The sequence below is a fragment of the Ramlibacter agri genome, from assembly GCF_012927085.1.
Lineage (GTDB): Bacteria > Pseudomonadota > Gammaproteobacteria > Burkholderiales > Burkholderiaceae_C > Ramlibacter > Ramlibacter agri.
Map to the genome: position 1 here is coordinate 1354999 of NZ_JABBFX010000001.1, position 18495 is coordinate 1373493.

Consider the following 18495-nt stretch of genomic DNA (forward strand, 5'->3'; position numbering starts at 1 on the left):
ATGATCCGGCGGCCCCTTCCATCTCCGGGTCGCAGGAGATTCCCTTGACTTCCGTGATCGCCGAACTGGGCGAGTTCTACCAGGTCTTCTTCGAGGAGGCCGCGGACAACCTGGACAACTTCGAGCGCCTGCTGGTGGAGCTCGACCCTGCCGCTCCGGAGGAAGAAGCGCTGCACGCCATCTTCCGTTGTGCCCATTCCGTGAAGGGTGGCGCCGCCACCTTCGGCTTCGACGACGTGGCGGCGCTGACGCACGCGATGGAGACCTTGCTGGACCGGCTGCGCCGGCACGAGCAGGGCTGCACCGCAGCGATGGTCGACACGCTGCTGCAAGCCGGCGACCTGCTGCGTTCCATGCTGGCTTGCCGGCAGGACGGCGGCCAGGCGCCCGATGCCGCGCCGCTGCTCGCGCGCCTGTCCGCCCACATCGCCGCGCCGGCCGCGGCTGCCGCGCCAGCGGCCGCAACGCAATTCCTGGCCGCCGCCGTGCCTGGCGCGCAGCGCGACCTGGAGGTCCTGGTGAGCGACGGCACGCCCGTGCTGGCCAGCGACCTGCTGGAGCTGTTCGGTGAAGTGACCGGCGCCGGCACCCTGGCCGCGGCCGAAGCGCGCGAAGGCCAGCCGGCCACCACCTTGCGCTTCCGCCTGCTCACCACGTCGTCGGACGCCGAGGTGCTGGACCTGTGCAGTTTCCACGCGCAGCGCGAGCAGGTGCAGATCGCGCCCTGGCCGCAAGCGCAGACCGTCGACCCCGTGCCGCCGAACCAGGCGGCGCCGGCCGCGCCCCGCCGCGGCGGCGCCAGCGCCGAGACCCTGCGCGTCTCCGTGGAGAAGGTCGACCAGCTGATCAACCTGATGGGCGAGCTGGTGATCACCCAGGCCATGCTGGCGCAGCGCGCCGGCCGGCTGGAGCGCGCCGCGCGCCAGCAGCTGGGCACGGGCCTCAACGACCTGGAGCGCACCACGCGCCACCTGCAGGAGTCGGTGATGGCGATCCGCATGATCCCGATGTCCGACGTGTTCCACCGCTTCCCGCGCATGCTGCGCGACCTGGCCGCGCGCCTGGACAAGGTGGTGGAGCTGCGCACGATCGGCGAGTCCACCGAGCTGGACAAGGGCATGATCGAGAAGATCACCGACCCGCTGACGCACCTGGTGCGCAACTCGGTGGACCACGGCATCGAGCTGCCCGCGGACCGCATGGCCGCCGGCAAGCCGCCGCACGGCACGCTGACGCTCAGCGCGCGCCACGAAGGCGGCTGCATCCTGATCGAAGTGCAGGACGACGGCCGCGGCCTGGACCGCGAGCGCATCCTGGCCAAGGCGCGGCGCAACGGCATGCTGGTGCCCGACACGGCCAGCGACGCCGAGGTCTGGAACCTGATCTTCGCGCCCGGCTTCTCCACCGCGGAGACCGTGACCGAGGTGTCCGGCCGCGGCGTCGGAATGGACGTCGTCCGGCGCAACATCCTGGCGCTGGGCGGCACCGTCGAACTGGATTCGAAGACCGGCCATGGCACCACGGTGCGCGTGCGCCTGCCGCTGACCCTCGCCATCATGGACGGCATCTCGGTGTCGGTGGCCGGCGAGCTTTACCTGCTGCCGCTGGCGAGCGTCATCGAATCCTTCCAGGCCCAGCCCGGCGCCATCCACACGATGCCGCCCGCGCAGCGCGTGGTCAAGGTGCGTGGCGAATTCCTGCCGGTGATCTCGCTGGCCGACGCGGTAGGCGCCGGTGCGCCCGAGAGCGCAGCCACGCCCATGCTGGTGCTGGTGCAGGCCGACGGCCGCCGCATCGCGCTGGAAGTGGGCGCGCTGGTGGGCCAGCAGCAGGTGGTGGTGAAGAACCTGGAAGCCAACTGCGGGCGCGTCAACGGCATTTCCGGCGCCACCATCCTGGGCGACGGCAGCGTCGCGCTGATCGTGGACGTGGCGGCGCTGGTGCGCGGCACGCCGCCGGCCTCAAGTTCCGCCGCCGGCGGCCGACAAGACGGTATCGCCCCGGCCCCCGCGGCCGGACCCGAGACCGCTTGTTCCACCTGATGCCATGGAAATGATGACCGAAGGCGCGCACATCGCGCGCCACGAAGCCGGACGCGTGCCGGCCGCGCCGCGCGCCGGCGAATACCTCACCTACCGCGTTGGGGGCGAGGAATACGGGGTCGACATCCAGACCGTCCAGGAGATCCGCTCCTACGAGCAGCCCACGCGCGTGCCGGGCGCCGCGTCCTTCGTCAAGGGCGTCGTCAACCTGCGCGGCGTGATCGTCCCCATCGTGGACCTGCGCCTGCGCCTGGATTGCGCGGAGGCCGAGTACACGCCCTTCACCGTCGTCATCGTGCTGGCCGCACGCGAGCGCGTCGTCGGCGTGGTGGTCGACTCGGTCTCCGACGTGATGGACCTGCCGGAAGCGTCCGTCATGCCGCCGCCGGAGCTGGCCGACAGCCCGGCCTCCGACTTCATCACGGGCATCGCCGGCGTCGGCGATCGCATGCTGATGCTGGTCGACATGAACCGCCTGCTGGGCACGACACTGGGCGAGATCCCGGAGGTCCAGTGAGCCCGGCCCGAGCGCAACAGCGCGCGCGTTGATGCCATGGACGCCTTCGTCGCGACGCGCCCGGGCGCGCTCGCCGTGCCGCGCGAGATTCCCTTCGAGGCGGCGGACTTCGAGCGCGTCCGCTCGCTGATCCGCGCCAAGGCCGGCATCGACCTGCACCCGGGCAAGCAGAACCTGGTGTACGGGCGGCTGGCGCGGCGCCTGCGCGAGCACGGCCACGCCAGCTTCCGCAGCTACCTGGACGCCTTGCAGTCCGACAGCGGGCCCGAGTGGCAGGCCTTCATCAACTGCCTCACCACCAACCTCACGGCCTTCTTCCGCGAGGCGCACCACTTCGAGACGCTGGCGCAGGCGCTGCCCAAGCTGGCCGGCCCGGTGCGCATCTGGTCCTGCGCGGCCAGTACCGGCGAGGAGCCGTACAGCATCGCGATGACCGCGCTGGAAGCCCTGGGCGCGAGCGCGCAGGTGCGCATCGACGCCAGCGACATCGACACGCAGGTGCTGGAGACGGCGCGCGCGGGCGTCTACCCGCTGGAATCGGCGATGGCGCTGGGCGATGCACGGCTGCGCCGCTTCTTCCTGAAGGGCCGCGGCGTCCATGCCGGCAAGGCGCGCGTCAGCGCGGAGCTGCAGAAGCTGGTGAGCTTCCGCCCGTTCAACCTGCTGGCTACGCAGTGGGAGCGCGGCGTCTACGACGCGGTGTTCTGCCGCAACGTGATGATCTACTTCGACCGGCCGACGCAGCGCCAGGTGCTCGCGCGGCTGCACGCCGCGCTGAAGCCGGGCGGCCTGCTGTTCGCCGGCCACGCCGAGAACTTCACCGACCAGCGCGACTTGTTCGAGCTGGCCGGCAAGACGGTGTATCGCCGTGCGGGCTGACAAGATGCCGCTGGCGCCGCCGCCCGGCGCGCTGGACGCGCTGCGCGCCCGTGCCCGGCGCGAGCACGAGGCCGGCATCTTCTTCACCGACCCGCACTTCGGCCGCGCCGCGGTGAAGGTGCTGCCCGGCGAGTACTACGTGCACGACCAGGACGTGGTCGTGACGACGACGCTGGGTTCCTGCGTCTCGGCCTGCCTGCACGACGCCGGCGCCGGTGTCGGCGGCCTCAACCACTTCATGCTGCCGGATGCCGGCGACCTGGCCGCCGGCGCGCGCTACGGCGCCTTCGCGATGGAGCTGCTGGTGAACGAGCTGGTCCGGCGCGGCGCCCGCCGCGGCTGCCTGGAAGCCAAGATCTTCGGCGGCGGCTCGGTGATGAAGAGCCTGGCCAGCACCTTCATCGGCGAGAAGAACGTGGCCTTCGTGCGCGAGTTCCTCGCCACCGAAGGCATTCCCTTGCGCGGCAGCGACGTGCTGGACGTCGTGCCGCGCCGCATCTGCCTCTTTCCCCGCAGCGGCATCGTCATGTGCCGCCGCCTGCCGGCCGCGGCCGGCGCGGCGTTCGCGGTGCAGGAGGCGCGTTATCGCACCGAGCTGGGCCGCGCGCCGGCCGGGGCCGTGGAGCTGTTCAAATGACCATCCGTGTCGTCGTGGTGGACGATTCGGCGCTCGTGCGCGCCGTCCTCACCGACATCATCAACCGCAGCCCCGGGCTGCAGGTGGTCGGCGCTGCCGCCGACCCTTACGAAGCGCGCGAGATGATCCGCGAGCTGGACCCCGACGTCATCACGCTGGACGTGGAGATGCCGCGCATGGACGGCCTGGCCTTCCTCGAACGCATCATGCGGCTGCGGCCGCTGCCGGTGGTGATGGTGTCCACGCTCACCGAGCGCGGCGCGGCGACGACCTTGCGCGCGCTGGAGCTGGGCGCGGTCGACTTCGTCGCCAAGCCCACGCTGGACGTGCGCACGGGCCTCGACCAGCTGGCGCGCGAGATCGCCGACAAGCTGCGCGCCGCCGCCCAGGCCAAGGTGAAGCGCAAGGTCGTGGTGCCGCCGGCGGCGCCGGAGCCGGTGCAGAAAAGCGCGCCCATGACCTTGCCCAGCCAGCAGCTGGTGGCCATCGGCGCCTCCACCGGCGGCACCGAGGCGATCCGCGAGATCCTCACGCACCTGCCGGCCGGCGTGCCGGGCATCGTCATCACGCAGCACATGCCGCCCGGCTTCACGGCCAGCTTCGCGGCGCGGCTGGATGCGCTGTGCCGCGTGCGGGTGAAGGAAGCCATCGATGGCGAAGTGATCCGCTACGGCCACGCGTATGTCGCGCCGGGCGGTTCGCACCTGACGGTGGAGCGCAGCAGCAACGGCTTCGTCACGCGGGTGGCGGCCGGCGAGCCGGTGAACCGCCACATGCCCTCGGTGGAAGTGCTGTTCGGCTCGGTGGCGCGCTGCGCCGGTGCGCGGGCGACCGGCATCATGCTGTCCGGCATGGGCTCGGACGGCGCGACGGCGATGCGCGAGATGCGTGACCGCGGCGCCTACAACCTGGTCCAGGACGAGGCCAGCTGCGTGGTGTTCGGGATGCCGCGCGAGGCGATCGCGGCGGGGGCGGCGGATGAAGTGGTGGCCTTGCCGGACATCGCGCGCCGGCTCGTCGCGCGGCTGGCGGCCTTGCGGCGGCCGCTGCCGCAGGCGGCTTGAAAGCCGGCTAGCGCCACGGACCGAGGAACACCTTCAGCGCCTCGGTCAAGGGCTCGGTCAGGTGCTGCGCGCCGATCGCCAGCGCGACGAGCCCCACCAGCAAGGTCACCGGAAAACCCACCGCGAACAGGTTCAACTGCGGCGCCACCCGCGAGGTGAACCCGAGCACGAGGTTCACGAACAGCATCAGCATCGTCGCCGGCAGCGCCAGGGTCAGCGCCAGCCGGAACACCTCGCCGGCCAGCAGGTCCAGGCGCAAGCTCCCCAGCACCGCGAAGGGCTGGTCGCTGATCGGGATGGTGCGGAAGGTTCCGACCAGCGTGTCGATCAGCAGCAGGTGGCCGTCGAGCGACAGGAACAGCAGCATCGCCAGCGTGTGCAGCCAGCTGCCCACCGCCGATTCGGTGCCGCCGTGCGGGTCGAAGAAGCCGGCGAAGGAGAAGCCCATCTGCAGGCCGATGAATTCGCCGGCCACCTCGAACACGGTGAACAGCAGCCGTGCCGCGAATCCCAGCGCCAGCCCCACCAGCACCTGCTGCGCCACCAGGCCCAGCCCCGCCATCGAGGCGAGCGGCAGTCCCGGTGGCACGCCGGCGAAAGGTGCGACAACCACGGCGATGGCCAGCGACAGCGCGACGCGCGCGCGCACCGGCAAGCTGCGGTGCGACAGCAATGGCGCCGCGGAGAACAGCGCCAGCACCCGCAGGAAGGGCAGCAGCAGGCCGGCCAGCCAGGTATCGAGCTGGTACTGGCTGAAGGTGACCATCGCTAGCCGATAGCGGAAGGGATGGACGTGATGACCTGGCGGATCCAGTCCACCAGCATCGTCAGCATCCACGGACCGGCGATTGCCAAGGTCGCCAGCACGGCCAGCAGCTTGGGCAGGAAGGACAGCGTGGATTCGTTGATCTGCGTGACGGCCTGGAACAGGCTCACGGCCAGGCCGACGACCAGCGCCACCAGCAGCACCGGCGCGCACAGCGTCACCAGCATTTCCATCGCGTTGCGCCCGTAGGCAAGGACGGATTCGGGCGTCATGTTCCCATTCCGAAGCTGCCGACCAGCGAGCCGAGCAGCAGGTTCCAGCCGTCCGCCAGCACGAACAGCATCAGCTTGAAGGGCAGCGCGATCAGCACCGGCGACAGCATCATCATGCCCATGGACATCAGCACGCTCGCCACGATCAGGTCGATGACGATGAAGGGAATGAAGACCATGAAGCCGATCTGGAAGGCCGTCTTCAACTCGCTGGTGACGAAGGCCGGCACCAGGATGCGCAGCGGCGTGTCGGCCGGCTTGGCCGCCGCGGGCTGCGCCGCGATGCGGTTGAACAGGGCAAGGTCGCCGGCGCGCGTCTGCTTCAGCATGAAGGCCTTCAGCGGCGCGCCACCGCGCGAGAGCGCTTCCTCGAACTGGATCTTCTGCTCGTTGTACGGCTTGTACGCCTCGTCATAGACCTTCTCGAAAGTCGGCCCCATGATGAAGAAGGTGAGGAACAGCGACAGCCCCACCAGCACCTGGTTGGGCGGCGTGGTCTGCAGGCCCAGCGCCTGGCGCAGCAGGCTCAGCACGATGATCAGCCGGGTGAAGCTGGTCATGAGCAGCAGCACCGCCGGCAGGAAGGACAGCGCCGCGAAGACCAGCAGGGTCTGGATCGGCACCGAGTAGGTCGTCGTGTTGCCACTGGTCTGCGCGACGAAGCCCAGCGGCGTCGTCTGCGCCCAGGCGGCGCCACCCGCCAGCAACAGGGCCGGCGCGAACAGGATGCGCTTCATCACTGCGCCTTGCCGCCGGTGTAGCCGGCCACCACGTTGCGCAGCAGCTTGCCGAAGGCGGGCGGCACGGCCTTGCCGCCGCCCTGCGGCAGCGAGGCTGCGCTGTCCTCGGCCAGCAGCGTGACCTGCTGCGGCGTCACGCCCAGCACCAGCAAGCGCTCGTTCAGGCGCACCAGCACCACGCGCTCGCGCGCGCCCAGCGGCAGTTGCGCCGCCAGTTCGAGCACGCGCGCGCTGCCGCCGGGGCGGAAGGTCTGCACCTTCTTCAGCGCCCACAGCACCAGCGGGATCAGCGCCAGCACCACGAACAGCATCAGCACGGACCAGGCGGTCGAAGCCATCTTCCGGTCCTTCCTTCAGCGGCTCAGCCGGCGCATGCGCTCGGAGGGCGTGACGATGTCGGTCAGGCGGATGCCGAAGCGGTCGTTGACGACCACCACCTCGCCCTGGGCGATGAGGAAACCGTTGACCAGCACGTCCATCGGCTCGCCGGCCAGCGCGTCGAGCTCGATCACCGAGCCCTGCGCCAGCTGCAGGATGTGCTTGATCGGGATGCGCGTGCGGCCCAGTTCCACCGTCAGCTGCACGGGGATGTCGAGGACCAGGTCGATGTCTTCGCGCGGGGCGCCGGGTGCGCCGGCGCCCAGGCGCGGGAACAGGTCGGCGGCTTCGCTGGCCACGGGCGCGGGCTGCGAAGCCTCGGCTTCGGCCAGGGCCGCGGCCCAGTCGTCGGTGAGCGCGTCGCCGCTCTGGGGGGCAGTCATGGGTTCTCCTGGGGAACGGGCTGGGTCAGGAATTCGTTGATGCGCAGGCCGTAGCGGCCGCCGACGGTGCCGTATCCGCAATCGAACACGGGCACGCCGTCGACCTTGGCGGTGAGCGTGGGCGCGCGATCGAGCTCGATGAAGTCGCCGACTTTCAGCGCCATCAGTTCGCGGACGGTGGCTTCGCTGTAGGCCAGTTCGGCCGCCAGTTCCACGGTGGCCGACTGGATCTGCTGCGTCAGCAGGCTCAGCCAGCGCCGGTCCGCGCCCTGGTCGCCCTGCAGCGGCGAGTAGAGGATTTCGCGGATCGGCTCGAAGGTGGAATAGGGAATGCAGATGTGCAGCGCGCCGCCGACGTCGCCGAACTCCAGCTCGAAGGTGGTGGTGACCACGATCTCCGAAGGCGTCGCGATGTTGGCGAACTGGGTGTGCATCTCCGAGCGGGCGTATTCCAGCTCGATCGGGTAGATGGCGCCCCAGGCCTTGGCGTATTCGGCGGCGATCACTTCCACCAGGCGCAGGATGATGCGCTGCTCGGTGGCGGAGAACTCGCGGCCTTCGACCCGCACCTTCTGCATGCCGGTGCCTCCGAACAGGTTGTCGATGACGGCGAAGACCAGCGTGGGATCGCAGATCAGCAGGCCCGAACCGCGCAGCGGCCGCACGTGCATGATGTTGATGTTGGTCGGCACGACCACGTTGCGCAGGAAGGCGCTGAACTTCTGCACCTTCACCGGGCCGATGGCGATCTCCGGGTTGCGGCGCATGAAGTTGAACATGCCGATGCGGAAGTTGCGCGCGAAGCGCTCGTTCACGATCTCCAGCGTGGGCATGCGCCCGCGCACGATGCGCTCCTGGCTGGAGAGGTCGTAGAGCCGGACGCCCGAGCCGTCGTCCTCCGGCGCGCTGGCGCTGTCGGCCTCCTCGCCGTTGACGCCGGCCAGGAGCGCGTCGACTTCTTCCTGCGACAGGGTGTGCTGGGCCATCGTCGTCCTACTGCAGGATGAACTGCGAGAACAGCACCTGGGTGAGCGGGTTCTCGGGGTCGTTCTTGCCGGGCTTCTGGCCGGGCTCGGGCAGGTCCACGCCCATGGACTTGCCGGCGCGGTAGCGGATCTCCTCGGCCAGCTTCACCTTGCCTTCGACGCTGAGCAGGTCCTCGATCTGCTTGGACGAGATCAGCATCAGGATGGAGTTGCGCACGGCCGGCAGGTGGTCCTTGAGGTCGGACTCGACGGACGCGTCCTCGAACTGCAGGGTCACGCCGATCTGGGCGAAGCGTTCGCCGCGCGGGTCCTGCAGGTTGACGGTGAAGGGTTCCAGCGTGGTGAAGAGCGGCTTCTTGTCCGCCTTCTTCGCGTGGGCGCGCGGCTTGGACGGCTCTTCGTCGCCGCCCTCGCCGTGGCCGCGCATGGCGAACCAGGTGCCACCGCCCACGCCGGCGGCCAGCAGCACGCCCAGCAGGGCAACGAGGACCAGCTTGGCCCCTTTCTTCGGGGCTTGTGCAACTGCGGCTTCGGACATGGCGAGATTGTGCGAAGCCACCCGATTGCGCGATGGGCGGATAAGGGCGGGAAAGCCGGCGTTTTTCGGTCAGGCGTAGAGATCGAGCAGCCCCAGCGTCCCTTGCGTTCGCGCTCCTCCACTCCTGCGTGGAGCTGCGCTGATCGCTCCCACGCCCGGCAATTGCGTGTTCTTTTCACGCGCTGGCGGCTGCTCGCGCGCTTGTTGCCGTTGCTGCTGCCCGCTCGAAACCCCTGCCTGCGCCAACTGCAAGCCCTGTCCCGCCAGCATCTCGCGCAACGCCGGCAGCGCCTGCTGCAGGCCTTCGCGCGTCGTTGCGTGCGCGGCGCTGAGGCTGATCTCCGCCGCCTGCTGCTGCACGCTCAGCTGGATGTGGATGGGCCCGAGGTCGGCCGGGTGCAGGTGCAGTTCAGCCTGCTGCAGGCCGGACTCCACCATCCAGCGCACCTCGACGCCCAGGTCGCCCGCGAAGGCGGCGTCCAGCGGGTGCGAGGGCAAGGCGGCCTGGTGGACAGCCGTGGCCGGCACGGCGGGCGCCAGTTGTTGCGGCTGCGAGCTGGCTGCGGCGAGCGCGGAGAGATCGGCCGCCTGCAGCGACGGTGTTTCAGCCGCGGCGTGTTCCTGTTTGGCAGGGGACCCTCCTGGCACGGCTGCCAGCAAGGCCTGGAAAGCGCCCGTCGCGACGTGGTGCGCGGGCTCGGGCGTGGCGGCGAGCTGCAGGTCCGGCGTGGCGGGGCGGCCCTTGGCATCGGCGCCGGTGATTTGTTGGTCAGGAAGCTGAGCCTGCGCCTTGGCATCCGGCAGCACCGTGAGTTGCGTTGCCGGGATGGGCTGCTGCTGTTGCGGCAGCGCGGCCAGGAAGGCGTCCGGCACCGCCTCGGCGGCCTTGGCCGCGGGCTTCTTCTGGGCGCCTGGCTCGTCCGCAGGGAGTGCCTTGGCATCGGCGGCAGTCACCGGGACGGCATCATCGGGACAGAGTCCATCGAGCAGCGCAGCAAAGGCATCGGACGCCGCGTCACCGCTCGCTGGCTTGGCGGACGCGGCCTGTGCGCCGTGCGCCGCAGCGGCGCGCGGCGCTTGAACATGGGGGGCGGCCGCCTTCATGGCATCGATCCTCGCAGTTGCCGCCCGAAAGCCCGGGCAGCGAATTCATCGGCTTCGCGCTGCTCGCGCCGCTGCGCGCGCGCGTTCGCTGCTTCCACCTCGCGCCGCTGCAGCGCCTGGAAGGCCATCAGCTTGCGCTGGCATTCCTGCAGCCGCAGCTGCTGTTCCTGCACGCGCGCCTCGCGGCGCCGCACTTCCTGCTGCTGCAAGGCGATCGCCTCGTCCAGCCGGCCGACGAAGCGCTGGTAGCCCTGCAAACCCGCGCCGTCGGTGGCGCCCAGGGTGCCCGCCGCGGAGCGCGCCAGGCACTCGGCGCGGAAATCCTGCAGCCGCTGCAAGGTGGTGGCGGCCTGCGCCACCGCCTGGCGCAGCTGCGCCAGCGCGGCCGCCGCCTGGTCGCGCACGGCCTCTGCGGTCTCGATCAAGCGGGGCAAGGCGTGAATCACAGGAGACCTCCGTGCTGCGCACGGCGGTGCTCGCCCTTGGGGCGGCCCGGCGGGCTCATCCGCGCAGCCCTTGTGCGAGCAGCGCATCGAGCGCGGCGCGGCTGGCCGGCAGGGTGGCGCATTCGCGCATGTCCTGCTGCAGGAAGGCCGCCACCTGCGGCCACATCTTCATCGCCAGGTCGGTCTGCGGGTCGGCGCCCGCCACGTAGGCGCCCACGGCCAGCAGGTCGCGATTGCGCTGGTAGCGTGCATACAGCGCCTTCAGCGTGCGGGCGCGCTGCAGCTGCGCCGGGTCGGTCACGTTGTGCATCACGCGCGAGATCGACTGCTCGATATCGATCGCCGGGTAGTGGCCCTGTTCGGCGATCGCCCGGGACAGCACGATGTGGCCGTCCAGGATGGCGCGGGCGTTGTCGGCGATCGGGTCCTGCTGGTCGTCGCCTTCGGCCAGCACCGTGTAGAAGGCGGTGATGGAGCCGCAGCCGTTGAGGCCGTTGCCGGTGCGCTCCACCAGCTGCGGCAGGCGCGCGAACACCGAAGGCGGATAGCCCTTGGTGGCGGGCGGCTCGCCGAGCGCGAGAGCCATCTCGCGGTGCGCCATCGCGTAGCGGGTCAGCGAATCCATCAGCAGCAGCACGTGCTTGCCGCGGTCGCGGAAATGTTCGGCCAGCGCGGTCGCATAGGCCGCGCCCTGCATGCGCATCAGCGGCGGCAGGTCGGCGGGCGCGGCCACCACGACGGCGCGGCGCAGGCCTTCCTCGCCCAGGATGTCCTCGACGAATTCCTTCACTTCGCGGCCGCGTTCGCCCACCAGGCCGACCACGGTGACGTCGGCCTGCGTGTAGCGGGCCATCATGCCCATGAGCACCGACTTGCCGACGCCGGAGCCGGCGAACAGGCCCAGGCGCTGGCCGCGGCCCACGGTGAGCAGCGAGTTGATGGCGCGCAGGCCGACGTCGAGCGGCTCGCGCACCGGCGCGCGCTCCATCGCGTTGATCGCCTCGCGCTGCAGCGGTTCGCTGCGCGCTCCCGCCAGCGGTTCGCCGTGGTCCAGCGGCTGGCCGGAGGGATCGACCACGCGTCCCAGCAGCGCATCGCCCATGGGCAGGCGCCGCAGGTGCGAGCTGCGCAGCGTGGCTGAAGGGACCGGTTCGCCGTAATGCACGCCTTCGAAGGGATAGTCCAGCGCTTCGACGATGGCGCCCGGCGCCAGGCCCTGGATGTCGCCGGTGGGCATCAGGTGCAGGCGGCCCTGCGCGAAGCCGACCACTTCGGCTTCGGTCTGGTGCGCGCCATCGCGCACCACGCACACGCTGCCCAGCGGCAGGCGCAGCCCGGTGGCTTCCATGACGAGGCCGGACACCCGCACGAGGCGTCCGTGCACGGCCAGCGGCACGTCGGGCGCCAGCAATTGGCGATGCGCCTGCAGGTGGCGGCCCAGGCGTTCGGCGGTACCGAGGGCGATGCTCATTCTTCTTCGCCCACGGACGGCGCCACTTCCCACTCGCGGCCCAGGGTGCCCATCACGGCATGCCAGCGCTCGTTGAAGCCGGCTTCGGCGATGCCGGTGTCGGCTTCGACGCGGCAGCTGCCGCGCGGCAGCGTGGCGTCGCGTTTCAACTGGCTCTGGCCGCTACGGACTTCGTCCAGGTGCTCGGCCAGCACGGCGGCGTCGTCCGGGTGCACGTGCAAGGTCAGCTGCGACGCGCCTTCGGCCACGCTGCGCAGCGCTTCGCGCGCCGCGGGCAGCAAGGCCTGCGGGTCGAGCGCCGGTTCGCGCCGCAGCACCTGGCGCGCGATGTCGATGGCCAGCGACACCAGGTCGGCGGCCACGTCGGATTCGAGGGAGGCGAGGCCGGCGCGGAAGCCATCGGCCAGCGGCTGCATGCGGCGGGCGATCTCCGCCGTCTTCTGCATCTCGAAGGCCGCCAGCGATTCGGAGCCCTGGTCGTAGCCTTGCTGGAAGCCATCGCGCACGCCGGCCGTGTAGCCGCGCTTGCGGCCCATCTCGAAGGCGGCGCGCGCCGTCTCGTTGCTGAAGTCGCGCGAGCTGAGCGGCCGCACCGGCCGTGCGAGCGCGCCTTCGAGTTCGTCCAGGTCGAAGCTGGCGACGCCCGCCAGCGCCTCGGCCGCGATGATGCGGCTCGCCGGCGTCGGCAGGGCTTCCATGGCTTCAAACGAAGCTCTCGTCACCGCCGCCTCCCAGCACGATCTCGCCCTCGTCGGCCAGGCGCCGCGCGAGCTTCAGGATGTCCTTCTGCTGCGTCTCCACGTCGGACAGCTTCACCGGCCCGCGCGAATCCAGGTCCTCGCGCAGCGTCTCGGCGGCGCGCGTGCTCATGTTGGAGAACACGCGTTCGCGCAGCTCGGGTTCGGCGCCCTTCAGCGCCACGATCAGCTGGTCGTTCTGCACCTCGCGCAGCACGCGCTGCATGCTCTTGTTGTCCAGCTTCAGCAGGTCGGAGAAGGTGAACATCTGGTCCTCGATCTTCTGGGCCAGGTCCATGTCGTTGGTGCGGATCGAGCCCAGCACCGACTGCTCCACGCTGGAGCCGAGGAAGTTGAGGATCTCGGCGGCCGTCTTGGGCCCGCCCAGCGGCGCCTTGCGCACGCGCTCGCCGCCGGCGAGCACCTTGGACAGCACGTCGTTCAGTTCCTTCAGCGCGTTGGGCTGGATGCCGTCCAGGGTGGCGATGCGCAGCACCACGTCGTTGCGCAGGCGCTCGTCGAAGCCGCTCAGCACGCCGGAGGCATGGTCGCGATCCAGGTGCACCAGGATCGTGGCGATGATCTGCGGATGCTCGTTGCGAATGAGCTCCGCGATGGCGCCGGGGTCCATCCACTTCAGGCTCTCGATGCCGCTGACGTCGCGGCCCTGCACGATGCGGTCGATCAGCAGGCCGGCCTTGTCCTCGCCCAGCGCCAGCTTCAGCACGTTGCTGACGTAGGCGCCGGTGTCGCTGACCAGCGAGCGCTGCGAATCGACGCTGTTGTGGAAGCGCGAGAGCACGTCGTCGAACTGCACGTCGGCGACGGTGGTCAGGCGCGCCATGCGTTCGCCCAGGCGCTGCACCTCCTTGGGCGACAGGTGCTTGAACACCTGCGCGGCGCAATCCTCGCCCAGCGCGAGCAGCAGGATGGCGCCGGAATGCAGGCCTTCGTCTTCGATCGCGGCTGCGGCCATGTCGTGTTCCTTGCTTCCTCAGGAGGGCTGGCTGGCCCAGTTGCGCACGACGTTGGCCACGGTGGCGGGGTCGGTGCGGGCGAGCTGGCGGATGGCTTCCAGCTGCGTGCTGCGTTCGTGCTGGCGCGCGGCCTGGGCCGTGGGCAGCAGCGGCGTGTTCGGGTCGGGCACGGCCGCGGCCGCGGCCGACTGCAGCGGCGTGGGGAAGGCAATGGCGTCTTCCACTGTGGCCGTCAAGCGCGGCGCGGCGGCCAGGGTTGGCGGCCGGCGCAGGCCGCGCAGGGCCGGGTGCACGAAGCCGAACACCACGATCAGCGCCACCAGCGGCAGGGCGAGCCAGCGGGCCAGCCCGCGCGCCAGGTCCTGCATTTCGGGCTGGCGCCACAGCGGCAGCTCCTTGGCGTCCGGCGCCGCGCCGGTGAAGGGCGCGTTGACCACCTCCACGGAATCGCCGCGGTCCTTGTTGAAGCCGATGGCTTCGCGCACCAGCGCGTTCACCTGCTGCATCTGGGCGTCGCTCAAGGCCTTGGCGACCACGGGCTTGCCGTCGGCGCCGGGTGCGGCGCGCAGGTGGTTGACGAGGACGGCGGCGCTCAGGCGGCGGATGTTGCCGGTGGCGCTGCGCACCACCTTCACGGTCTTGTCGACTTCGTAGTTGGTGACGGCGTCGCGGCGGATGCCCACGGCCGCGGCGCTGCCGGCGCTGTTGCCCACGGGGCCGATCGCCTGCGGCGCGCCGTTGACGGGCGAGGTGGGCGTGGCCGGCGGCTGGTTGGACAAGGCGCCGGGGCTGCCGCTGCCACCCGTGGTGTTGCCGTTGCCGGGCGCTTCGGTCAGGTGCTGGCTGCGCACGCTGGCGGGCGCGCTGCCCTGGTTGGGCGCATAGAGTTCGGCGGTCGATTCGCTCTGCGTGAAGTCAATGTCCGCGGTGACCTGCGCCTTGACGTTGCCGGCGCCGACGATGGGTTCGACGATGGCCAGGATGCGCTGCGACAGGTCCTGCTCGGTCTGGCGCACGTATTGCATTTGCGGGGCGTCGAGGCCGGTCGCGTTGTCGGAGGCTTCGGACAGCAGGGCGCCGCTCTGGTCGATGACGCTGACCGCCTTGGTCTGCAGCTCGGGCACGCTGGAGGCGATCAGGTGCACGATGCCGGCAACCTGCTGGCGCTCGAGGCTGCGGCCGGTGTAGAGCGTCAGCAGCACCGAGGCGGAAGGCTTCTGCTGCTCGCGCAGGAAAGCGGTCTGGTTCGGCAGGGCCAGGTGCACGCGCGCGTTCTGCACTGCCGACAGCGCCATGATGGAGCGCGCCAGTTCACCTTCGAGACCGCGCTGGAAGTTCAGGCGTTCCTGGAACTGCGTGGTGCCGAACTTCTGGTTTTCCACCAGCTCGAAGCCCACGGTGCCGCCCTTGGGCAGGCCTTGCGAGGCGAGGCGCAGGCGCGTGTCGTGCACGGCTTCGGCCGGCACCAGGATGGCCGCGCCGCCTTCGGAATACTTGTAAGGCACATTCATCTGCGCCAGCGCCGCGATGACGGTGCCGCCGTCCTTGTCGCTGAGGCTGGTGTACAGGATGCGCCAGTCGGGTTCGCGGCCCGCGGTCAGCGCGAAGGCCAGCAGGCCGGCGAGCGCGAGCGAAGCGACGCCCAGCGCGAGCTTGCTGCGCTGGGGCAGGGCCAGCAGGCGCTGCAGAGGCGAGTCGCCCGCGGGCAGGGCGTTGGTGGCGGGCACGGGGGTGGCGCGGTTGTCCATGGCAGCCGAGATTGTTCCTGCGGAGAACTTGAGGGCGTATGGCGATATGCGGGGCATTCCCGCCTCTTATCCGCTCGCGCGCGCGGGGTGGCCCGCCTAGAGTGGAGGCACCATGACCATTGCTCCCGCCTCCGCCGGCCTCCCGACCCCGCTGCTCGACGCCCTGCGCCGCAACGCCGCGGCGCAGCGGCAAGCGCAGCAGGCTCCGGCAACGGCGGGCGGGCCCTCCTTCGCAGGCGCGCTGGACCAGGCGCTGCGCTCGGTCAGCGCCTCACAGAACGAAGCGGCCAGCCTGGCCGAATCCTTCCAGGCCGACCCTTCCAGCACCAGCCTGGAATCGGCCATGGTGGCCATGCAGCAATCGCAGATCGGCTTCCAGTCGGCGCTGCATGTCCGCAACCGGCTGGTGTCGGCCTATACCGACATCATGAACATGCAGGTGTGACAAGAACTTCCGGACGCAAAGGGCGCAAAGGGCGCAAAGGTTACGCAAAGGTCGCAAAAGGACTTCCAGAATTCATTTGGATTTCTTTCGCGTCCTTCGCGTCCCTTTTGCGCCCTTTGCGTTCGGAAGTGCAGGCCTTCAATGCAACGTCATCCCCGAAACCGGCATCTCGATCATGGCCGGCAGCGGCTGGGTGATGCGGCGGATTTCGGCGTCGTTGGACAGGATCGTGCGCAGGATGCGCAGGCGTTCCGGTTGTTCGGCGGCCGGCAGCGGTTGTTCTTCGGCCAGCGCGCGCAGCTGCGCAATCACCACCACGCAGGCGGCTTCCAGCCGGCACACGCTGTCCCAGTCGCCCTTGCGGGCAGCATCCAGCATTTCGCTGCTGGCCGATTCGAGCGCGCCGTAGTGGCGCAGGAGCTTGCTGCCCGTCATGCCTGCAGGTCCGCGTGGCCCTTGGGCGTGGCCGGGGCGATGGCGGCCCAGGCCGAGCGCAGGTCGCCCAGCAGGGTGAGCACCTCGGCGAGCGGCTCGTCGACGGCTTGCGTGTTGGCGGTGAACAGGCGGGCAACCATGTATTGATAGAGGTTGCGCAGATTGTCGCCCAGCGCCGGGTCGCCGTCCTGCGTCTCGACGCAAGCCTTCAACCCTTCGTCAATGATGCGCATCGCCTTGGTGATGGTCGAGTGGCGGGTCTCGACGTCGCCCGTCGCAACGGCATGGCGGGCCTGCAGCACGGCGGCGATGGCGCCGTCGTACAGCAGGATCACGAGCTGGTGCGGGTCCGCCTGTGAGACCGCCGTGGCAGTGCCGACCTGGCGGTATTGTTCGATGGGGCGGGTGAAACTGGTGAACATCTCGGGGTTCCTGCCCATCATGTCGGCCGCGACGGGCGGAACTTGAGGCGGGACGCGCGTCAGGACAGGCCCAGTGCGGACTTCATCTGCGCCATCTGCGCGTTGAGCGTCGACATCGTCGTATCGAGCTGCTGGTATTGCGTGCGCAGCCGCGTCTCCATGGAATCCAGGCGCGTCTGTTCGGAGTCCTGGCTCTTCTGGTTCAGGTCGGCGCTCTGCTTGAGGCCGTCGATGCGCGAATCCAGCGTGCCGCCGGTGCCCGTGAGGCCCTGGGCCCAGGACTGGAAGCGCACGGCGAAGCCCTGCGCGTCGCCGGTGCCGGCCTGTGAGAACAGCGCGGACAGCTGGTCCGGCTGGCTGAGGAGGGGCGACAGCTTCGCGTCGTCCACGGCCAGCGTGCCATCGCGCTGCAGCGTGATGCCGGCGGTGGCGAGGTTGGACACGCCGTTGCCCAGGCCCGAGACGGTGCCGTGCAGCATGTTGTGCAGGGTGTTCAGCAAGGTGTCGGCCGTGGAGTCGCCCTGCAGCGCGCCGCGGGCTGCGCCGGTCGGGTCGGCCTTGGTCTGCTTCTGCAGCAGGGTGACGATGCCGTTGTAGGCGCTGACGAAATCGGTGACGTTCTTGCGCACCGACGCCGTGTCGACGTTGACGTTGATCGTCACCGGGTCGGTCGACACCTTGTTCAGGCTCAGCGTCACGCCTTCCAGGGCATCGGAAGGCGAGTTGGTGGCGCTGGTGAGGTCTATGCCGTCGATCTGGAACTGCGCGTCCTGCGCCGCCTGCGTCTGCGTGAGGTTGCGGCCGGCGCCTGCCGTCGCGGCCGGGTCGTAGGCCAGCGCCGAAAGGCCGGACGCGTCGGTGTTGTTGCCGTCGTCGTCGGTGGCGGAGATGCGCACGGAGCTCGCTTCGCCGGTGGCGCTGCGCAGCACCAGGCGGGCGCCGCCGGTGCCATTGACGATGCTGGCGGTGACGCCGCTGCCCGCGGCATTGATCGCATCGCGCACGCCGGCCAGGGTCTGGTGGGCGCTGTCGATGGTGACGGAAACCGGCGACGTGCCGCTCTTCGCGGTGAACGCGCCGTTGGCCGTCGTGCCGATTTCGATCGTCAGCTTGCCGGTGCCGACCGTGGAAGCGGAAGACGCGAAAGTCCCGCTGGCCAGCACCTGCGCTTGCGCCATCTGCGACACCGAGAGCGTGTGCTCGCCGGCGGCGGCCTTGGCGCCGGCCGACACCGTGGCCACGCTGCTGTCGCTGCTGGTGGCGCTGTAGGCCTTCCAGCTGTCCGGCTTGGCCAGCCGCGTGGCGACGTCGCCCAGGTTGGCCAGCTGGCTCTTCAAGCTGCCGAAGGCCGAGATCTCGGTCTGGATCGTCGAGCCCTTGGACTGCAGCAGCGTCAGCGGCCGCTGCTCCACGTTCATGAGGGCGGTGACGATCGAGTTGACGTCGAGTCCGCTGCCGACCCCGGTGCTGGAAATCGTGGGGCTGATGCTGCTCATTCAGTGCTTTCC

The 18495-nt window shown here is 70.1% G+C and carries 22 protein-coding genes; 6 read left to right on the top strand and 16 right to left on the bottom strand.

From position 1 onward, the window contains the following. The first annotated feature begins 44 nt into the window (after nucleotides 1–44). From HHL11_RS06500 to HHL11_RS06520, 5 genes are read left to right on the top strand one after another with little or no spacing between them, the layout of a single operon-like run. Nucleotides 45–2042: a chemotaxis protein CheA gene (locus HHL11_RS06500; protein ID WP_205964217.1), complete on the top strand. Its 1998-nt coding sequence runs from the start codon at nucleotides 45–47 to the stop codon at nucleotides 2040–2042. Nucleotides 2043–2046: 4 nt separating this feature from the next. After that, nucleotides 2047–2559 (top strand): chemotaxis protein CheW, encoded by a 513-nt coding sequence (locus tag HHL11_RS06505; RefSeq protein WP_169417603.1) that lies wholly within the window; start codon nucleotides 2047–2049, stop codon nucleotides 2557–2559. Between the two features lie 36 nt (nucleotides 2560–2595). After that, nucleotides 2596–3438, top strand: a complete 843-nt coding sequence (locus HHL11_RS06510) for a CheR family methyltransferase (RefSeq protein ID WP_169417604.1) — start codon at nucleotides 2596–2598, stop codon at nucleotides 3436–3438. Then, nucleotides 3428–4075: a chemoreceptor glutamine deamidase CheD gene (cheD, locus tag HHL11_RS06515; protein WP_169417605.1), complete on the top strand. Its 648-nt coding sequence runs from the start codon at nucleotides 3428–3430 to the stop codon at nucleotides 4073–4075. Before HHL11_RS06510 ends, cheD begins: the two co-directional genes overlap by 11 nt. Continuing rightward, entirely contained in the window at nucleotides 4072–5139 is a 1068-nt protein-coding gene (locus HHL11_RS06520) for a protein-glutamate methylesterase/protein-glutamine glutaminase (RefSeq protein WP_169417606.1), read from the top strand. The genes cheD and HHL11_RS06520 overlap by 4 nt, the downstream gene beginning before the upstream one ends. A 7-nt stretch (nucleotides 5140–5146) precedes the next feature. Here HHL11_RS06520 and fliR read toward each other — a convergent pair whose 3' ends face one another. The 13 genes from fliR to fliF all read right to left on the bottom strand — a co-directional run bounded on the left by fliR (nucleotide 5147) and on the right by fliF (nucleotide 15685). Beyond that, a complete protein-coding gene (gene fliR / locus HHL11_RS06525; RefSeq protein ID WP_169417607.1) occupies nucleotides 5147–5905 on the bottom strand; it encodes a flagellar biosynthetic protein FliR in 759 nt (252 codons plus the stop codon). Between the two features lie 2 nt (nucleotides 5906–5907). Beyond that, complete coding sequence (gene fliQ, locus HHL11_RS06530) at nucleotides 5908–6177, bottom strand: flagellar biosynthesis protein FliQ (RefSeq protein ID WP_169417608.1); 270 nt, start codon at nucleotides 6175–6177, stop codon at nucleotides 5908–5910. Further along, a complete protein-coding gene (gene fliP, locus HHL11_RS06535) occupies nucleotides 6174–6914 on the bottom strand; it encodes a flagellar type III secretion system pore protein FliP (protein WP_169417609.1) in 741 nt (246 codons plus the stop codon). Before fliP ends, fliQ begins: the two co-directional genes overlap by 4 nt. Continuing rightward, complete coding sequence (gene fliO / locus HHL11_RS06540) at nucleotides 6914–7255, bottom strand: flagellar biosynthetic protein FliO (RefSeq protein ID WP_169417610.1); 342 nt, start codon at nucleotides 7253–7255, stop codon at nucleotides 6914–6916. Before fliO ends, fliP begins: the two co-directional genes overlap by 1 nt. Nucleotides 7256–7270: 15 nt before the next feature. Further along, a complete protein-coding gene (gene fliN / locus HHL11_RS06545) occupies nucleotides 7271–7678 on the bottom strand; it encodes a flagellar motor switch protein FliN (protein WP_169417611.1) in 408 nt (135 codons plus the stop codon). After that, nucleotides 7675–8664: a flagellar motor switch protein FliM gene (fliM, locus tag HHL11_RS06550; RefSeq protein ID WP_169417612.1), complete on the bottom strand. Its 990-nt coding sequence runs from the start codon at nucleotides 8662–8664 to the stop codon at nucleotides 7675–7677. Before fliM ends, fliN begins: the two co-directional genes overlap by 4 nt. Before the next feature lie 7 nt (nucleotides 8665–8671). After that, entirely contained in the window at nucleotides 8672–9202 is a 531-nt protein-coding gene (locus HHL11_RS06555) for a flagellar basal body-associated FliL family protein (protein WP_169417613.1), read from the bottom strand. 69 nt (nucleotides 9203–9271) lie between these two features. Beyond that, complete coding sequence (locus HHL11_RS06560; protein ID WP_169417614.1) at nucleotides 9272–10306, bottom strand: flagellar hook-length control protein FliK; 1035 nt, start codon at nucleotides 10304–10306, stop codon at nucleotides 9272–9274. Then, complete coding sequence (gene fliJ / locus HHL11_RS06565) at nucleotides 10303–10839, bottom strand: flagellar export protein FliJ (protein WP_281068647.1); 537 nt, start codon at nucleotides 10837–10839, stop codon at nucleotides 10303–10305. Before fliJ ends, HHL11_RS06560 begins: the two co-directional genes overlap by 4 nt. Beyond that, nucleotides 10808–12223 (bottom strand): flagellar protein export ATPase FliI, encoded by a 1416-nt coding sequence (gene fliI / locus HHL11_RS06570; protein WP_169417616.1) that lies wholly within the window; start codon nucleotides 12221–12223, stop codon nucleotides 10808–10810. Before fliI ends, fliJ begins: the two co-directional genes overlap by 32 nt. After that, nucleotides 12220–12921 (bottom strand): FliH/SctL family protein, encoded by a 702-nt coding sequence (locus HHL11_RS06575; RefSeq protein WP_169417617.1) that lies wholly within the window; start codon nucleotides 12919–12921, stop codon nucleotides 12220–12222. The genes fliI and HHL11_RS06575 overlap by 4 nt, the downstream gene beginning before the upstream one ends. A gap of 4 nt (nucleotides 12922–12925) precedes the next feature. Continuing rightward, complete coding sequence (gene fliG / locus HHL11_RS06580; protein WP_169419941.1) at nucleotides 12926–13921, bottom strand: flagellar motor switch protein FliG; 996 nt, start codon at nucleotides 13919–13921, stop codon at nucleotides 12926–12928. A gap of 33 nt (nucleotides 13922–13954) precedes the next feature. Then, complete coding sequence (fliF, locus tag HHL11_RS06585) at nucleotides 13955–15685, bottom strand: flagellar basal-body MS-ring/collar protein FliF (protein ID WP_169417618.1); 1731 nt, start codon at nucleotides 15683–15685, stop codon at nucleotides 13955–13957. A 112-nt stretch (nucleotides 15686–15797) separates the two neighbouring features. On the opposite strand from fliF, the gene fliE reads away from it, so the two are divergent. Further along, nucleotides 15798–16130, top strand: coding sequence for a flagellar hook-basal body complex protein FliE (fliE, locus tag HHL11_RS06590; RefSeq protein ID WP_169417619.1), 333 nt, complete (start codon nucleotides 15798–15800; stop codon nucleotides 16128–16130). A 138-nt stretch (nucleotides 16131–16268) separates the two neighbouring features. Here the strand turns inward: fliE and HHL11_RS06595 are convergent, their stop codons facing one another. From HHL11_RS06595 to fliD, 3 genes are read right to left on the bottom strand one after another with little or no spacing between them, the layout of a single operon-like run. Beyond that, on the bottom strand, nucleotides 16269–16565 hold the full coding sequence (locus HHL11_RS06595) for a flagellar protein FliT (RefSeq protein ID WP_169417620.1): 297 nt from the start codon (nucleotides 16563–16565) through the stop codon (nucleotides 16269–16271). Next, the gene (gene fliS, locus HHL11_RS06600; protein ID WP_169417621.1) at nucleotides 16562–16987 is read right to left on the bottom strand and encodes a flagellar export chaperone FliS; all 426 of its coding nucleotides are present in this window, start codon (nucleotides 16985–16987) and stop codon (nucleotides 16562–16564) included. Before fliS ends, HHL11_RS06595 begins: the two co-directional genes overlap by 4 nt. Nucleotides 16988–17046: 59 nt before the next feature. Further along, the gene (gene fliD / locus HHL11_RS06605) at nucleotides 17047–18483 is read right to left on the bottom strand and encodes a flagellar filament capping protein FliD (RefSeq protein WP_169417622.1); all 1437 of its coding nucleotides are present in this window, start codon (nucleotides 18481–18483) and stop codon (nucleotides 17047–17049) included. Between the last annotated feature and the right edge of the window lie 12 nt (nucleotides 18484–18495).

Excerpts from the sequence above, each read along its gene's own strand:
- fliS (WP_169417621.1), bottom strand. The coding sequence starts at position 16,987 with ATGTTCACCAGTTTCACCCGCCCCATCGAACAATACCGCCAGGTCGGC.
- HHL11_RS06510 (WP_169417604.1), top strand. The coding sequence starts at position 2,596 with ATGGACGCCTTCGTCGCGACGCGCCCGGGCGCGCTCGCCGTGCCGCGC.
- HHL11_RS06560 (WP_169417614.1), bottom strand. The coding sequence starts at position 10,306 with ATGAAGGCGGCCGCCCCCCATGTTCAAGCGCCGCGCGCCGCTGCGGCG.
- fliO (WP_169417610.1), bottom strand. The coding sequence starts at position 7,255 with ATGGCTTCGACCGCCTGGTCCGTGCTGATGCTGTTCGTGGTGCTGGCG.
- fliJ (WP_281068647.1), bottom strand. The coding sequence starts at position 10,839 with ATGCGCTGCTCGCACAAGGGCTGCGCGGATGAGCCCGCCGGGCCGCCC.
- fliF (WP_169417618.1), bottom strand. The coding sequence starts at position 15,685 with ATGGACAACCGCGCCACCCCCGTGCCCGCCACCAACGCCCTGCCCGCG.
- HHL11_RS06595 (WP_169417620.1), bottom strand. The coding sequence starts at position 16,565 with ATGACGGGCAGCAAGCTCCTGCGCCACTACGGCGCGCTCGAATCGGCC.
- fliQ (WP_169417608.1), bottom strand. The coding sequence starts at position 6,177 with ATGACGCCCGAATCCGTCCTTGCCTACGGGCGCAACGCGATGGAAATG.
- fliM (WP_169417612.1), bottom strand. The coding sequence starts at position 8,664 with ATGGCCCAGCACACCCTGTCGCAGGAAGAAGTCGACGCGCTCCTGGCC.
- HHL11_RS06520 (WP_169417606.1), top strand. The coding sequence starts at position 4,072 with ATGACCATCCGTGTCGTCGTGGTGGACGATTCGGCGCTCGTGCGCGCC.
- fliP (WP_169417609.1), bottom strand. The coding sequence starts at position 6,914 with ATGAAGCGCATCCTGTTCGCGCCGGCCCTGTTGCTGGCGGGTGGCGCC.
- fliD (WP_169417622.1), bottom strand. The coding sequence starts at position 18,483 with ATGAGCAGCATCAGCCCCACGATTTCCAGCACCGGGGTCGGCAGCGGA.
- fliN (WP_169417611.1), bottom strand. The coding sequence starts at position 7,678 with ATGACTGCCCCCCAGAGCGGCGACGCGCTCACCGACGACTGGGCCGCG.
- fliI (WP_169417616.1), bottom strand. The coding sequence starts at position 12,223 with ATGAGCATCGCCCTCGGTACCGCCGAACGCCTGGGCCGCCACCTGCAG.
- HHL11_RS06555 (WP_169417613.1), bottom strand. The coding sequence starts at position 9,202 with ATGTCCGAAGCCGCAGTTGCACAAGCCCCGAAGAAAGGGGCCAAGCTG.
- HHL11_RS06575 (WP_169417617.1), bottom strand. The coding sequence starts at position 12,921 with ATGGAAGCCCTGCCGACGCCGGCGAGCCGCATCATCGCGGCCGAGGCG.
- fliE (WP_169417619.1), top strand. The coding sequence starts at position 15,798 with ATGACCATTGCTCCCGCCTCCGCCGGCCTCCCGACCCCGCTGCTCGAC.
- fliR (WP_169417607.1), bottom strand. The coding sequence starts at position 5,905 with ATGGTCACCTTCAGCCAGTACCAGCTCGATACCTGGCTGGCCGGCCTG.
- HHL11_RS06505 (WP_169417603.1), top strand. The coding sequence starts at position 2,047 with ATGGAAATGATGACCGAAGGCGCGCACATCGCGCGCCACGAAGCCGGA.